The sequence below is a fragment of the Phyllobacterium myrsinacearum genome (assembly GCF_014138285.1).
Taxonomy (GTDB): domain Bacteria; phylum Pseudomonadota; class Alphaproteobacteria; order Rhizobiales; family Rhizobiaceae; genus Phyllobacterium; species Phyllobacterium myrsinacearum_A.
The window spans coordinates 83,664-97,369 of the sequence record NZ_JACGXN010000008.1; the positions used below are offsets into that span (position 1 = coordinate 83,664).

General features: G+C 57.4%; 17 protein-coding genes. 13 read left to right on the forward strand and 4 right to left on the reverse strand.

Annotated elements, in window-relative coordinates; translation table 11 throughout:
• The first annotated feature begins 74 nt into the window (after positions 1-74).
• The 3 genes from FHW16_RS20705 (at position 75) to FHW16_RS20715 (ending at position 2,988) form a co-directional block, all read left to right on the forward strand.
• Positions 75-644: a gluconate 2-dehydrogenase subunit 3 family protein gene (locus FHW16_RS20705; protein WP_182551187.1), complete on the forward strand. Its 570-nt coding sequence runs from the start codon at positions 75-77 to the stop codon at positions 642-644.
• Between the two features lie 48 nt (positions 645-692).
• The gene (locus FHW16_RS20710; RefSeq protein WP_182551188.1) at positions 693-2,264 is read left to right on the forward strand and encodes a GMC family oxidoreductase; all 1,572 of its coding nucleotides are present in this window, start codon (positions 693-695) and stop codon (positions 2,262-2,264) included.
• A 139-nt stretch (positions 2,265-2,403) separates the two neighbouring features.
• Positions 2,404-2,988 (forward strand): carboxymuconolactone decarboxylase family protein, encoded by a 585-nt coding sequence (locus FHW16_RS20715; RefSeq protein ID WP_182551189.1) that lies wholly within the window; start codon positions 2,404-2,406, stop codon positions 2,986-2,988.
• 10 nt (positions 2,989-2,998) lie between these two features.
• Here the strand turns inward: FHW16_RS20715 and FHW16_RS20720 are convergent, their stop codons facing one another.
• Both FHW16_RS20720 and FHW16_RS20725 read right to left on the reverse strand, forming a co-directional pair.
• On the reverse strand, positions 2,999-3,334 hold the full coding sequence (locus FHW16_RS20720) for a tRNA-binding protein (protein ID WP_182551190.1): 336 nt from the start codon (positions 3,332-3,334) through the stop codon (positions 2,999-3,001).
• Between the two features lie 36 nt (positions 3,335-3,370).
• Positions 3,371-3,871 (reverse strand): YbjN domain-containing protein, encoded by a 501-nt coding sequence (locus tag FHW16_RS20725; RefSeq protein WP_182551316.1) that lies wholly within the window; start codon positions 3,869-3,871, stop codon positions 3,371-3,373.
• A 550-nt stretch (positions 3,872-4,421) separates the two neighbouring features.
• On the opposite strand from FHW16_RS20725, the gene FHW16_RS20730 reads away from it, so the two are divergent.
• The gene (locus tag FHW16_RS20730) at positions 4,422-4,595 is read left to right on the forward strand and encodes a hypothetical protein (protein WP_182551191.1); all 174 of its coding nucleotides are present in this window, start codon (positions 4,422-4,424) and stop codon (positions 4,593-4,595) included.
• 74 nt (positions 4,596-4,669) lie between these two features.
• On the opposite strand, the gene FHW16_RS20735 is transcribed toward FHW16_RS20730, so the two are convergent.
• Entirely contained in the window at positions 4,670-4,993 is a 324-nt protein-coding gene (locus FHW16_RS20735; RefSeq protein ID WP_182551317.1) for an accessory factor UbiK family protein, read from the reverse strand.
• A gap of 216 nt (positions 4,994-5,209) precedes the next feature.
• Between FHW16_RS20735 and lgt the strand changes: the two genes are divergently transcribed.
• From lgt to FHW16_RS20765, 6 genes are all read left to right on the forward strand, one after another.
• Positions 5,210-6,061, forward strand: coding sequence for a prolipoprotein diacylglyceryl transferase (lgt, locus tag FHW16_RS20740; protein ID WP_182551192.1), 852 nt, complete (start codon positions 5,210-5,212; stop codon positions 6,059-6,061).
• Positions 6,058-7,140: a class I SAM-dependent methyltransferase gene (locus tag FHW16_RS20745; RefSeq protein ID WP_182551193.1), complete on the forward strand. Its 1,083-nt coding sequence runs from the start codon at positions 6,058-6,060 to the stop codon at positions 7,138-7,140. Before lgt ends, FHW16_RS20745 begins: the two co-directional genes overlap by 4 nt.
• Positions 7,141-7,205: 65 nt before the next feature.
• Positions 7,206-8,000 (forward strand): peptidoglycan editing factor PgeF, encoded by a 795-nt coding sequence (pgeF, locus tag FHW16_RS20750; protein ID WP_182551318.1) that lies wholly within the window; start codon positions 7,206-7,208, stop codon positions 7,998-8,000.
• A 2-nt stretch (positions 8,001-8,002) separates the two neighbouring features.
• The gene (locus FHW16_RS20755) at positions 8,003-9,154 is read left to right on the forward strand and encodes a M24 family metallopeptidase (RefSeq protein WP_182551194.1); all 1,152 of its coding nucleotides are present in this window, start codon (positions 8,003-8,005) and stop codon (positions 9,152-9,154) included.
• A 66-nt stretch (positions 9,155-9,220) separates the two neighbouring features.
• Positions 9,221-9,880: a hypothetical protein gene (locus FHW16_RS20760; RefSeq protein WP_182551195.1), complete on the forward strand. Its 660-nt coding sequence runs from the start codon at positions 9,221-9,223 to the stop codon at positions 9,878-9,880.
• A gap of 133 nt (positions 9,881-10,013) precedes the next feature.
• The gene (locus tag FHW16_RS20765; protein WP_182551196.1) at positions 10,014-10,946 is read left to right on the forward strand and encodes a ribose-phosphate pyrophosphokinase; all 933 of its coding nucleotides are present in this window, start codon (positions 10,014-10,016) and stop codon (positions 10,944-10,946) included.
• Between the two features lie 54 nt (positions 10,947-11,000).
• On the opposite strand, the gene FHW16_RS29100 is transcribed toward FHW16_RS20765, so the two are convergent.
• A complete protein-coding gene (locus FHW16_RS29100; protein ID WP_281410133.1) occupies positions 11,001-11,129 on the reverse strand; it encodes a hypothetical protein in 129 nt (42 codons plus the stop codon).
• A gap of 67 nt (positions 11,130-11,196) precedes the next feature.
• On the opposite strand from FHW16_RS29100, the gene FHW16_RS20770 reads away from it, so the two are divergent.
• The 3 genes from FHW16_RS20770 to ychF are packed head-to-tail and all read left to right on the forward strand — an operon-like array spanning position 11,197 to position 13,691.
• The gene (locus FHW16_RS20770; protein WP_182551197.1) at positions 11,197-11,835 is read left to right on the forward strand and encodes a 50S ribosomal protein L25/general stress protein Ctc; all 639 of its coding nucleotides are present in this window, start codon (positions 11,197-11,199) and stop codon (positions 11,833-11,835) included.
• 26 nt (positions 11,836-11,861) lie between these two features.
• On the forward strand, positions 11,862-12,575 hold the full coding sequence (gene pth / locus FHW16_RS20775; protein ID WP_182551198.1) for an aminoacyl-tRNA hydrolase: 714 nt from the start codon (positions 11,862-11,864) through the stop codon (positions 12,573-12,575).
• Positions 12,576-12,587: 12 nt separating this feature from the next.
• Positions 12,588-13,691, forward strand: a complete 1,104-nt coding sequence (ychF, locus tag FHW16_RS20780; protein ID WP_182551199.1) for a redox-regulated ATPase YchF — start codon at positions 12,588-12,590, stop codon at positions 13,689-13,691.
• The last annotated feature ends 15 nt before the right edge of the window (positions 13,692-13,706 follow it).

Genomic DNA, 13,706 nt, shown 5'->3' on the forward strand with positions numbered 1-13,706 from the left:
CGTTGGAGGAACGCCATCAGCCAGCAAGGGTGCACTCGGGGAAGAGCACCGATAGCAAGCAAGGGAGGAAATCCATGGTAACGATATTCAACCGCAAGGCCACGGCGCCGGACGAACCCGGCGGACAGGCCGGCCTGTCGCGGCGGCAGCTGCTCAAACGGGGCGGCATGGCCAGTCTCGGCGCGCTGCTGGTAATCAGCAGCAATTCGATTATCCATCCGCAACAGGCCTGGGGTCTGGAGACGTCCAATCTCAAGCCGGAAACAATGGCAACGCTCATTCAACTGGCGCGCGATATCTACCCGCATGACAACATTCCAGATCGATTCTACGCCATTGCCGTCAAACCCTACGACGCGAAGGCAGGGTCTGATGCCAAACAGAAAGAGCTGATCGAAGCGGGCATAGCCGATCTCGACAAGCGGGCAGGCAATGGCGGCTATCTTGGTCTCGACTGGGAAGATCACCGGTTGAAACTGCTGCGGCAGATTGAAGACACGCCGTTCTTCCAGACCGTCCGTGGCGGACTGGTCACCGGGCTCTACAACCAGAAAGAGCTCTGGCCACTCTTTGGCTATGAAGGCGAAGCCTACTCGAAGGGCGGCTATATCGCTCGCGGTTTCAGCGACATCGAATGGCTTTGAGCCCGCTCAGTCATTCCACATTGTTTTTCAGCCTATTGGGAGGAAACCATGGCTGCACCTTATGATCTCAAGGACGACCATGTCGTCGTCATCATCGGCTCCGGCGCGGGAGGCGGCACGCTTGGCAACGAGCTCGCGCAAAAAGGCATCGACGTTGTTATTCTCGAAGCCGGTGCGCGGCACGAGTACGAAGACTTCATCAACGATGAGTGGGACAGTTTCGGCCAGCTCGCCTGGGTCGACAAGCGAACCACATCCGGCGACTGGCGGGTTGCCAAGGACTTCCCCAATCTTCCCGCCTGGATCGTCAAATCGGTCGGCGGCACGACCACCCACTGGGCCGGCGCCTCCCTGCGTTTGCAGGAGCATGAATTCCGCACGCTCAGCCATTACGGCAAGCTCGAAGGCGCCAACCTGCTTGACTGGCCCATCACGTTGAAAGAACTCGAGCCCTACTATGCCAAGGCCGAGGACAAGATGGGTGTGACCCGCACAAATGGCATTGCCGGCTTGCCCGGCAACAACAACTTCAAGGTGCTGAAGGCCGGTGCCGACAAGCTCGGCTACAAGGAATGCCACACCGGCAACATGGCGATCAATTCCGCTGACCGCGACGACCGCATGTCCTGCCAGCAGACGGGGTTCTGTTTCCAGGGGTGCAAATGGGGTGCTAAATGGTCGACGCTCTATACGGAAATTCCCAAGGGCGAGGCGACCGGCAAGCTGGAAGTGCGGCCGAATGCGATGGCGCAAAAGATCGAGCACGACAAGAACGGCAAGGTGACCGGCGTTCTTTACGTGGATAAGGACGGCAAGCAGCATGTGCAGAAAGCCCGCATCGTTGCGGTTGCGGGCAATTCGATCGAAAGCCCGCGCCTGCTGCTGAACTCTGCCTCGACCATGTTCCCCGACGGTTTGGCCAACTCCTCCGGCCAGGTCGGGCGCAATTACATGCGTCACACCACCGGCTCGGTGTACGGCGTTTTCGAAAAGCCCGTCCACATGTATCGCGGTACCACCATGGCGGGGATTATTCGCGACGAGGCACGGCATGACCCTGCACGAGGCTTTGTCGGCGGCTATGAAATGGAGACGCTGTCGCTCGGCCTTCCCTTCATGGCTGCCTTCCTCGATCCGGGCGGCTGGGGCCGTTCCTTCACCTCGGCACTCGATGAATACGCCAACATGGCAGGTCTGTGGATCGTCGGCGAGGACATGCCGCAGGAGAATAACCGGATCACGCTGCACAAGGAGGAGAAAGACCAGTACGGCCTGCCCATCGCCAATGTGAACTTCAGCGACCATCCCAACGACACCGCAATGCGGAACCATGCTTACAAGCAGGGACAGGCCCTTTACAAAGCTGTCGGCGCGACACGCACCCTGCCGACACCGCCCTACCCCTCAACTCACAATCTCGGCACCAACCGCATGAGCGAAAAGCCGAAAGACGGTGTCGTCAACAAGTTCGGCCAGAGCCACGATATCAAGAATCTCTTCGTTTCCGATGGCAGTCAGTTCACCTCGGGCGGAGCCGAGAACCCGACATTGACGATTGTCAGCCTCGCCATCCGGCAGGCGGAATACATCGCCAAGGAGATGGGGGCGAAGACGATCTAGCCTGAAAACAGACGTGCACGATTCCGTCGGCCTTGCCCGGCGGGATCAGCCTCTGAAGGTCCAGAACATCGAGAATCCCGAATTGGCGGAGTTTCTGCTAGATTGTATCTGGAAGAGTATTGAACTCGGGAGGGGCCAGATGTTCTTGCAGACAATAGGGGAAGAAGACGCAACAGGTGCAATTGCTGAAATTTACAATACATCGACAACGCAGCTTGGCTTTGTCATGGAGGCCACGAAATGCTTCACGGCACGGCCTGATCTGTTACCGATTTACACTGAATTTTCTCGCAGCATTCGTGCCGGATTCTCGCTCAGCCCGCGTGATTGGCGGTTGATCACGCTTATTGCTGCCAAGCACATTCCATCGACTTACTGCTCCTACGTCTACGGCAAGCAGCTGATCGACGATCTCGGATCGAAAGATGCCGTTATGGCGGTACAACAGGATTTTCGAACAGCAGGTTTGCCGGACCGGGATCTCGAAATGCTGGCTTACGCCGAAAAGATAACAAAGGATGCGTCCCGGATTTCACAACAGGACATTGACCGGTTGCGAGCCGTCGGATTCACGGATCAACAGGTGTGCGATATCGCGCTTTGTGCATCATTTCGGTGCTTTGTCAGCCGCTTCTTTGACGCCGTTGGAGCGAGCCCGGAGGAGGTCTACATCGACAGCGATAATGATTTCCGGACGGCCATGACCGTGGGTAAAACCTATTGAAGCGATCAGCCTAGAACAGCTTGCCGCCATTCGGCACCGGCTTGCTGATGGCGGCGAGCACGACACCGCCCTCTTCATCCGGGAAGCCCAGTGTCAGAACTTCCGACACGAACGGGCCGATCTGGCGCGGCGGAAAATTCACCACGGCCATTACCTGACGGCCTTTCAGCTCATCCAGCGAGTGGTGCTTGGTAATCTGCGCCGAAGATTTCTTGATCCCGATTTCGGGACCGAAATCGATCTTGAGTTTGAAGGCAGGCTTGCGCGCCTCGGGAAAGGTTTCCGCCTCGACAATGGTGCCGACGCGGATATCCACTTTCTCAAAATCGTCAAAACTGATGGTCATTGCGCTGAACTCAAACGATACCAAAAGAACGCACGATCAGGCTGAACCGACCGTCTCGAACAGAATGCTATCGAGCGATTCCCGCGCTGTCGAGCCCGACCACACAACAAACTGGAATGCCTGGAAATAGGTCTCGCAGGCATCAAGCGCACTGGACAGGAGAACCTCCACCTGCTTGCTCGTTGGTTCGGCACCACCAGATAACAGCAGCGATTGGCGGTACATTACCGCGCCTTCCTGCCGCCACAGGTCGAAATGCCCCATGAGGAGCTGCTCGTTGATCAGTGACAGCAATCGCATCACTTCGTTGACGCGCGGCTCACTGACCGAGATGTCAAAGGCGCAGGCCAGATGCAGCGCCTCAAAATCTTCCATCCACGAGAAGGAGATCTGGTAGTCCGTCCAGTTTCCCTCAACCGTAATGGCAATTTCATCGTCCCCGGTGCGCTCGAAAGCCCATTCATTGGCATGGGCAACATGTTCAATCACATCGACCGGATGCAAATCACGCGCAATCTCTATTTCCAGAAGGCTCATCGCCATTACCTGCTCAATCGAATCTCATCTGACGCTGCGGGAGCACAGCGCACCCACCCAAAGGACACTTAACGCTTGAAAACTCACCGGCAGGCAGAACGCACCAGCCGGACCACGGATATGAACTTGTTACCCGCTGCATGACCACCGAAACGAATCATGCTGTAATTTCAGTGTATTGATGCTGAGTCCGAGCGCCAGTCCCCTTTTGGTCAAATGGCGCGAATGGGTGTGGACAGACGTTATGAAAATGATTCACGACCGGCCTTTAACTGACTCTAAGAAAACGATTTTCGGCGATTTCCACCTGTTGATAATTTCTTAAGATTTATTTTGGGGACAGAGCGCCGGAAGGCCGAAATACGGGGGAAACCGGCCTCATGATGGCCGCACCGGCAACCCGTTTTGTCATACGTGATTCATCTGCACAAAAAACGGGGAGTCAGGAGAGGCGTTCTCCCGCAGTTTTTCTGCCTGTCAGATATCCGTCACATCCTCGATATGCATACCGCCTAGGGTAGGCAATGTTTCACCCCGGAAGGAGAAAGCAATGTCCACAGAGCCAAACGCGACAGTAACCGCAACGCAGAAAAACGATGATGGGCAGTGGTATTATGTGATCACCATCGATGACGAAGAGGGTGATAGAGTGGGGCCCTTCGAGACCGAAGAAGAAGCGCTCGCTGCGGGCGAAGAGAAACTGGCGGAAAGCGACGACGCCTGAGCTTGATACAATGACGAGAAAGCCCCGCGAGAGCGGGGCTTTCCGTTTCAATACCCGTCAAAATGATCAGGCGATCAGTCTTTCTTGGTGCGGGTACCTGTGGAGGCGGCTTTTGCCGGTTTGGCCGCATCGCCGGCGGATTTCTCCTTGTTGCCGGCCAGCGCCTCAAGCGCTTCAATGCGGGCGAGCAGCGCGGTGTTCTCGGCGCGTGCCCGAATGGCCATTTCGCGAACAGCTTCGAAATCTTCGCGCTGAACCACATCCATGGTGTTGAGCAGCCGTTCAGCCTGCCCGCGGAAAGCGGTTTCGACTTCGCGGCGAACACCCTGCGCTGCACCGGCGGCGTCGGTCACGAGCTTGGCCAGTTCATCAAGAACGCGGTTTGATCCATTGGTCATGGCAAATACCTCTGTTGCTTTACCCATCAAATAATCGCCACAGCAGGCGATTGCAAGCAAAGGAGTGGAACTGATGCTGGCAAGCCCTGCAGCAACTTTGGCAATCGCAAAAGTACCGGCAAATTGCACAAATGTTACCGGACAGGCGGCTTGACGCTGTTCCTGCCCTCGCGCATGGTCCGCGCCGATAAACCTAGTGATGACGGAGTGCCTATTGTGAGCGAAATTCTTGTCCCGACGATGGCCGCGATCGCATTCCCGAATATTGATCCGGTTATCTTTTCCCTCGGACCGTTCTCGGTGCACTGGTATGGTCTCGGCTATGTCGTCGGCATCCTCTTTGCCTGGTGGTACGGCAAGAAACTCATCAGCAAGCCGCGTCTGTGGGCCAACAACACGCCGCCGATGAAGCCCAATGATCTGGACGACTTCGTCCTGTGGGCGGCCATCGGCGTGGTTCTGGGCGGACGTATCGGCTACATCCTGTTTTACGATTTTGCCCGTTACATCAGCCACCCGCTTGATATCTTCAAAGTCTGGGAGGGCGGCATGTCCTTCCATGGCGGGCTCCTCGGCACCACGCTCGCCATGATCCTCTTTGCGCGCTCGCGCAAGATCAATGCCTTCAGCATGATCGATACGATTGCTGCAGGCGTTCCCGTCGGCCTTGGGCTTGTTCGCGTAGCCAACTTCATCAACGGCGAACTTTGGGGCCGGATGACAGACGTGCCCTGGGGCATGATCTTCCCGACAGGCGGACCGTTCGTTCGCCATCCGAGCCAGCTTTACGAGGCCGCACTTGAGGGCATCGTCCTGTTCACCACACTGGCCCTTCTGATTTTCTATGGGCGCAAGCTGAAAAGCCCCCGCTTCATCGGCGGCGCTTTCATCACCGGCTATGGTCTGTCGCGCATCTTTGTCGAATTCTTCCGCGAGCCTGACGCCCAGCTCGGCTATCTCTACGGCGGCTGGCTGACAATGGGCATGATCCTTTCGGTTCCCATGGTGCTGATCGGCCTGTGGGCGCTTTTCACAGCCCGTAACCCGGAAGTTCCTACGGGGCGATGACACTGAAGCAGCGCATCATCCGGCAGATTGAGCTGGCCGGTCCGATCAGCGTTGCTGATTATATGGCATTGTGTCTGTTCGATCCGGATGCAGGTTACTACACGACACGCGAACCGTTCGGCCGCGAGGGCGATTTCATCACCGCACCTGAAGTCAGCCAGATGTTCGGTGAGCTCATCGGTGTCTGGTGCGTCAGTGCCTGGCAGGCGATCGGATCCCCGGCCGAATTCATCCTGTGCGAAATGGGGCCGGGACGCGGCACGCTGATGCAGGACGTATTGCGGACGGCAACCAGAATCGCCCCGGATTTCATTGCAGCCGCACACATCCGCATGGTTGAAATCAGTCCGCGCCTCACACAAATCCAGCAGGAAACGCTCGCCGCTTCCGATCTTGAAATCGAATGGCAGGAACAGTTCGGCACCCTGCCTTCCGGTCCGCTTGTTCTCATTGCAAATGAGCTGTTTGATGCGATTCCTGTCCGCCAATACATCAAATCCGGCGGACGTTTCATTGACCGCATCGTCACGGTCGACGGTGGCGGTGATCTTGCGTTCGCGGCGGGGCCGGGATCGATCGACACAACGCTTTTGCCCGCCGAACACGACAACGCGCCCGAAGGCAGTGTTATTGAGATTGCCCCTGCCCGCAATGCATTGATGCAGGAAATCGCGGAGCGCCTGAACCGCGAACGCGGCGCGGCGCTGCTCATTGACTACGGTCACCTGCAGCAGGGTTTTGGCGATACGCTGCAGGCGCTCAGCCGCCACAAAGCCGTCGACGTGTTTGCACAGCCCGGCGAGGCCGATCTGACCACCCATGTGGATTTTGCCATGCTGGCGACAGCCGCCCGGTCGCAGGGCTGCAAGACAGGTGCCATGACCCAGGCTGATTTTCTGCTCGCCTTAGGATTGCTTGATCGTGCAGGGGCCTTGGGCAGCGGAAAGCCTGTCGCGTTTCAGGAGCAGATTCGCGCCGATGTCGAGCGATTGGCCGGACCCGATCAGATGGGCACACTGTTCAAGGTTTTGTGCGTCACCGATCCCGCCACACATTTGTTTCCATTTGAATCCATATGACGAGACAATTGACTTCGCGTCGATGCTCCACCACCATCCGCAGCCTTGAGAAAGAGCAATCCGGCATGATCACGTCCGAAAAACCAGTAGCGCTGCATTCTTCCCTGCTGGGTTCCCCTGAGAAGGATCGAATCGCTCACGGGTTTTTCACCCGTATCGGCGGTGTTTCCACAGGTATCTACGCAGGGTTGAACGTCGGCAGCGGTTCCAATGACAATCAGGATCACGTGACCGAAAATCGCCGACGTGTGGCGCAGGCGCTGGGAGCCGGCCTGCCACAACTCGTGACTGTTCATCAGGTCCATTCACCCGATGTCCTTGTCGTGACAGGCCCGATCATCGGCGACAGGCCAAAGGCTGACGCCATGGTCACGACAACGCCGGGTATCGTCATCGGCGCATTGTCCGCCGATTGCGGCCCGATCCTGTTTGCGGACAGGGATGCAAAAGTCATCGGTGCAGCCCATGCGGGTTGGCGCGGCGCGATTGGCGGTGTGCTCGAAAACACCATCGACGCGATGATTGCGCTGGGTGCGAAACGCGACAACATCCAGGCTGTGCTTGGACCGACAATCGGCCCCGAGAATTACGAGGTCGGTGCAGAGTTCTATGACCAGTTCACGGGAACCGACCCGTCCTACGGCCGGTTTTTCCGCGACTCGGTCAAGGAAAACCACAAGATGTTTGATCTTTGGGCCTTCATCACCAAGCGGCTGCACAACGCAGGCGTGAATGCTGCCGCGCTTGAGAAATGCACCTATGCGGAAGAAGACCAGTTCTTCTCCTACCGGCGCACGACCCATCGCAAGGAACCCGACTATGGCCGCCAAATCTCCGCGATCACAATTCTAGAGGAATAATCATGGCCCTTCATTTTGAGCCCGAGGAATTTGCCGCGCGCCGCGACCGCCTGATGCTGGTCATGGCAGAACAGAAACTGGACGCCATTCTGCTGTTCGCCCAGGAGAGCATGTACTGGCTGACAGGCTACGACACATTCGGCTTCTGTTTCTTCCAGTGCCTCGTCGTCAAGTCCGACGGCAGCAATGTGCTGATGACCCGCTCCGCCGATTTGCGGCAGGCGCGCCAGACGTCGAATATAGAGAACATCGTGATCTGGGCCGATCGCGACAACGCCAATCCCGCGGCGGATTTGCGTGAACTTCTCAATGATCTCGATCTGCTCGGCAAACGGATCGGCGTTGAATACCAGACCCATGGCCTGACCGCCGCCAATGGCCGCAAGCTCGATGAGCAGCTGGCGGCTTTTGGCCAGATCGTCGATGCCTCGGGTCTCGTCGACAAGCTGCGCGTGCTGAAAAGTCCCGCCGAAATCACCTACAGCCGCAAGGCGGCGGAACTCGGCGACGAAGCGCTCGATGCAGCACTGAAGCTGATCAAAGCAGGAGCCGACGAGGGCGCGATCCTTGCGGCGATGCAGGGCGCCATTTTTGCTGGAGGCGGTGATTATCCGGCCAATGAATTCATCATTGGCTCCGGTGAAGATGCCCTCCTGTGCCGGTACAAAGCGGGACGACGCAAGCTGACCAAGAATGACCAGCTCACACTGGAATGGGCCGGGGTCTATCGCCACTACCATGCGGCGGCGATGCGTACCGTATTGACGGGCAAGGCATCCAAGCGCCATCTGGAGCTTTACGATGCTGCCCGCGAGGCGCTGGAAGCAGTCGAGGAAGCGATGACACCGGCTTCAACCTTCGGTGATGTGTTTGATGCGCATTCCCGCGTGATGGAAGCCCATGACCTGACACGCCACCGGCTCAACGCCTGCGGTTATTCGCAGGGTGCCCGGTTCACACCGTCGTGGATGGACATGCCGATGTTCTATTCGGGCAACCCGGAGCAGATACAGCCCGACATGACGCTGTTCGCCCACATGATCATCATGGATTCCGACAGTGGCACGGCAATGACATTGGGCCGGACATACCTCACAACCAATGGCGCGGCTGAGCCACTTTCACGCCAACCTCTTGACTTGATCGTAAAATAAAACTTTTGTCAGCTTTCGTTTTTTCGAGATGGCACGCATATGGCTCATGATGGGGTTCGACCAAAGATGATGTCTCGCAAATCACTGACCTATACCTGCGTGGCGCTTGCGGCTCTCGGCCTCAGCGCCTGCAACAGTGCGGAAACGCCGATTGCGGTGACAAAGAGTGATCTTCCCGCGGCACAAGGCACTGCAACGCCGGGGACAGTCACTCCCGGCACCGCAACAGCACCGGCGACGGCAACCACGACAACACCGACCGCCACCGCGACGGGTACGCCGGTAGCAGCCCAACCCGGAACCACGACACCTGCGGGCACGACGGTTGCATCGGGTGCAGCACAGCCCGGTGTCACGCGCACGGCAAAGCTGCGCTTTGCCCCCATCGTCGGTGCACCGATTACTGCGGCCACGCCGCTCTCCCAACGCTTGTCAGCGCTTGCCAAGGCCAAGGGCATTGTCCTTGGTACGGCGGCCGATACCGACAACACGCACATCATGAAGGGCTACTTCTCCGCCCTGCCCGACGGCAACCAGACCACGATCATCTACGTCTGGGACGTGCTTGATCCTGCGGGAACGCGGCTGCATCGTATCCAGGGACAGGAAGTTGTTCCGGGCAACGGGACAGATCCGTGGAGTACCGTGCCGCCGAAGGTCATGGAATCAATCGCCGACAAGGCAATCGATGGCTATCTGAAGTGGGTATCCGGCGCCAAGACGTGACATATTTACGCGTTTGACGCGATATTAGCGAGGAACTGTGCATGAATCTGCCCTGCCCGCTTGCAATGTGCGTCAGGCACAGTACAAGGCCCGCCATATCCTTCACTTGGCTGGCACCGGGGAAAATACGGGCATGAAACTATTCGCGGGCAATTCCAATCGCGTTCTCGCTGAATCTGTCGCCAAATATCTCAACATTCCACTAGGAAAGGCCAGCGTTCGCCGCTTCGCCGATCAGGAGATATTCGTCGAGATTCAGGAAAATGTGCGCGGCGAAGATGTCTTCGTCATGCAGTCGACGTCGTTCCCGGCAAACGATCACCTGATGGAACTGCTCATCATGATCGATGCATTCCGGCGCTCTTCGGCAAAACGCATCACCGCAGTCCTTCCCTATTTCGGTTATGCCCGTCAGGACCGGAAACCCGGACCGCGCACCCCGATCTCGGCCAAGCTGGTTGCCAATCTGATCACCGAGGCGGGCGCAAACCGGGTTCTGACACTTGATCTGCACGCCGGCCAGATTCAGGGTTTCTTCGATATCCCGACGGACAACCTCTATGCCGTTCCGGTTATCGCCCGCGATGTCCGTGCCCATTACGGCACATCGAATGTCATGGTCGTGTCACCCGACGTCGGCGGTGTGGTTCGCGCCCGCTCGCTGGCAAAGCGCATTGATGCGCAACTTGCCATTGTCGACAAGCGGCGCGACCGTCCGGGTGAGTCGGAAGTCATGAACGTTATCGGCGAGGTCAGCGGCAAGGATTGCCTGCTGTTCGACGATATCGTCGATTCCGGCGGCACACTCTGCAATGCGGCTGAAGCCCTTCTTGCCAAGGGCGCAACCAGCGTTACCGCTTATATCACCCATGGCGTTTTGTCCGGCGGTGCCGTCGCCCGTATCGCCGGCTCAAAACTGAAGGAACTGGTGATCACCGATTCCATCCAGCCGACGCCAGCTATCGAAGCCGCACACAATATCCGTGTCCTGTCGATCTCCGACCTGATCGGTGAAGCGGTTTCCCGCACGGCCTCGGAAGAGTCCGTTTCCAGCCTGTTCGACTAAACTGTTCAGCAACAGCGGCTCAACGGGCGGGCCGCAGACTTTCGTCGCCCCGGATCAACCAACAAACTTGCACATGGCGTCTCTTTCCGTTATAGAGCCGCCATCCGCGTAGACACCCTTGGAGGCAACGCGGAATGGAGCGGTCATTTCATCCGGTTCCGGATGACCATGCGACCGCTTCATGTTTTTTGGGCTATCCTTACAGGCAACCCGAAAAACACTCCAGATTTGAACCTCGAAAGGAAATGCCATGAGCGAAGCATACGAGCTCAAGGCCGAGGCGCGCGAACGGGTTGGTAAGGGGTCCTCCCGGGAAATTCGCCGCAACGGTAAAGTGCCAGCAGTCATCTATGGTGACAAGCAGGCACCAATCTCGATTACCCTCGACTACAAGACACTGTACTACAAGATTCACGCCGGCGGCTTCAAGACGACGATCGCGAACATCCAGCTGGATGGCAAGTCCATTCAGGTCCTTCCAAAGGACTTCCAGCTTGATCCGGTCAGCGACAAGCCAGTGCATGTTGATTTTCTGCGCGTGTCGGCAAAGTCGGTTGTGAACGTGAACGTCCCTGTTCACTTCCTCAACGAAGAACTGTCCCCAGGCATCAAGCGCGGCGGCGTTCTCAACATCGTTCGTCACGATGTCGAACTGCATGCCCCGGCAAATGCAATTCCGGATGCGATCGAGATCGATCTGACCGGCTTGCAGATTGGTGACTCGATCCACATTTCCGCTGTTACCCTGCCTAAGGGCGTAACGTCGGTTATTCACGATCGTGACTTCACTATTGCAACGATTGCCGCTCCGGCTGTTCTTGCTGCTGAAGACGAGACCGTCGAAGCAGTTGAAGAAACCACTGAAACGGCAGAAAAAGACGGCGAGTAATCGTCTCTATTGGGAGCTATGGCACCGTGCTGCTCATCGCAGGTCTTGGCAATCCTGGCTCCCAATATGCTGCAAACCGGCATAATATCGGTTTCATGGCGGCGGATGAAATACATCGTCGCCATCGTTTTTCTCCCTGGACCAAAAAGTTCCAGGCCCTGATCGCCGATGGTACGATCGACGGCGAAAAGGTCATTCTGATCAAGCCCCAGACTTTCATGAATCTGTCCGGCCAGTCCGTTGGTGAAGCCATGCGCTTCTACAAGCTGGCACTGGGCGATCTCGTCGTCATCTATGACGAACTGGATTTGCCGCCAGGCAAGCTGCGTGTGAAGACCGGCGGCGGCTCAGGCGGTCATAATGGCATCAAGTCCATCGATGCCCATTGCGGCAAGGACTACCGGCGCATTCGTGTCGGGATCGGCCATCCGGGCGTCAAGGAAATGGTGACGAACCATGTTCTGGGCAATTTCGCCAAGGCCGATGGCGACTGGGTTGAGCCTCTTCTCGGCGTTATAGCTGACAATGTGGGTTTCCTCGTCAAGAAGGACGATGCCGACTTCATGAACCGTGTGGCACTCGCCACCGGCAGCGGACACAAGAACGAGCCGAACCCGGTTGCAAAACCGACCGGTCAAAGCCATATCCGGCAGGCACGTCAGGCAAAGCCAAACGTCAACATTCCGAAAACCGGCCCGATGGCCGACATGCTGAACAAGCTCTTCGGCAAGAAAGAATAAGGATCGCAGATTATGGGTTTCAAATGCGGCATCGTTGGCTTGCCCAATGTCGGCAAATCGACGCTTTTCAATGCGCTGACCAGGACAGCTGCCGCACAGGCCGCAAATTATCCGTTCTGCACCATCGAGCCGAATACGGGTGAGGTTGCGGTTCCTGATTCGCGCCTGCAGGCAATTGCCAAGATCGGCAAGTCGGCCAACATCGTCCCGACCCGCATCAGCTTCGTTGACATTGCCGGTCTGGTACGTGGTGCCTCCAAGGGCGAAGGCCTCGGCAACCAGTTCCTTGCCAACATCCGCGAAGTCGACGCGGTGGTGCATGTTCTGCGCTGCTTTGAAGATGACGACATTACCCATGTTGAAGGCCGGATCGATCCGGTCTCCGACGCGGAAACGGTCGAGACGGAATTGATGCTTTCGGACCTTGATAGTCTTGAGCGCCGTATCGTGCAATTCCGCAAGCGCGCGGGCGTCAAGGACAAGGAAGCACTCACCGTGCTTCCCGTCATGGAGCAGGCACTCTCCCTTTTGCAGAGCGGCAAGCCCGTACGCTTCATGCTGAACGGCATTGCGCCTGACGATCTGCTGATTCTGCAGGGCCTCAATCTTCTGACGTCGAAACCCGTGCTTTACGTTTGCAACGTGGCTGAAAGCGATGCTGCAACCGGCAACGAACACACTGAAGCCGTCGAGGAAATGGCGACAGCCCAGGGCGCCGAGACGGTCACGATCTCCGCTGCGATCGAAGCCGAAGTTGCACAGCTGCCGGATGAAGAGGCCAAGGAGTATCTTGATGCGATGAACCTGGATGAGCCCGGTCTCGATCGCCTGATCCGCGCCGGCTATAAGCTCCTGCATCTGATCACTTATTTCACCGTTGGGCCGAAGGAAGCCCGCGCCTGGACCGTGGAACGTGGCTCAAAGGCACCGCAGGCTGCCGGCGTCATCCATACGGACTTCGAGCGCGGCTTTATCCGTGCGCAAACCATTGCCTATAATGACTACGTTACTTTGGGCGGAGAAGTTCCTGCCAAGGAAGCAGGCAAGGCACGCGACGAAGGCAAGGAATATGTCGTGCAGGACGGCGATATCATGCTGTTCCGTTTCAATACATAAGACGCATTTCTGCCC

Excerpts from the sequence above, each read along its gene's own strand:
- FHW16_RS20705 (WP_182551187.1), top strand. The coding sequence starts at position 75 with ATGGTAACGATATTCAACCGCAAGGCCACGGCGCCGGACGAACCCGGC.
- FHW16_RS20710 (WP_182551188.1), top strand. The coding sequence starts at position 693 with ATGGCTGCACCTTATGATCTCAAGGACGACCATGTCGTCGTCATCATC.
- FHW16_RS20715 (WP_182551189.1), top strand. The coding sequence starts at position 2,404 with ATGTTCTTGCAGACAATAGGGGAAGAAGACGCAACAGGTGCAATTGCT.
- FHW16_RS20720 (WP_182551190.1), bottom strand. The coding sequence starts at position 3,334 with ATGACCATCAGTTTTGACGATTTTGAGAAAGTGGATATCCGCGTCGGC.
- FHW16_RS20725 (WP_182551316.1), bottom strand. The coding sequence starts at position 3,871 with ATGAGCCTTCTGGAAATAGAGATTGCGCGTGATTTGCATCCGGTCGAT.
- FHW16_RS20730 (WP_182551191.1), top strand. The coding sequence starts at position 4,422 with ATGTCCACAGAGCCAAACGCGACAGTAACCGCAACGCAGAAAAACGAT.
- FHW16_RS20735 (WP_182551317.1), bottom strand. The coding sequence starts at position 4,993 with ATGACCAATGGATCAAACCGCGTTCTTGATGAACTGGCCAAGCTCGTG.
- FHW16_RS20745 (WP_182551193.1), top strand. The coding sequence starts at position 6,058 with ATGACACTGAAGCAGCGCATCATCCGGCAGATTGAGCTGGCCGGTCCG.
- pgeF (WP_182551318.1), top strand. The coding sequence starts at position 7,206 with ATGATCACGTCCGAAAAACCAGTAGCGCTGCATTCTTCCCTGCTGGGT.
- FHW16_RS20755 (WP_182551194.1), top strand. The coding sequence starts at position 8,003 with ATGGCCCTTCATTTTGAGCCCGAGGAATTTGCCGCGCGCCGCGACCGC.
- FHW16_RS20760 (WP_182551195.1), top strand. The coding sequence starts at position 9,221 with ATGATGTCTCGCAAATCACTGACCTATACCTGCGTGGCGCTTGCGGCT.
- FHW16_RS20765 (WP_182551196.1), top strand. The coding sequence starts at position 10,014 with ATGAAACTATTCGCGGGCAATTCCAATCGCGTTCTCGCTGAATCTGTC.
- FHW16_RS29100 (WP_281410133.1), bottom strand. The coding sequence starts at position 11,129 with ATGAAGCGGTCGCATGGTCATCCGGAACCGGATGAAATGACCGCTCCA.
- FHW16_RS20770 (WP_182551197.1), top strand. The coding sequence starts at position 11,197 with ATGAGCGAAGCATACGAGCTCAAGGCCGAGGCGCGCGAACGGGTTGGT.
- ychF (WP_182551199.1), top strand. The coding sequence starts at position 12,588 with ATGGGTTTCAAATGCGGCATCGTTGGCTTGCCCAATGTCGGCAAATCG.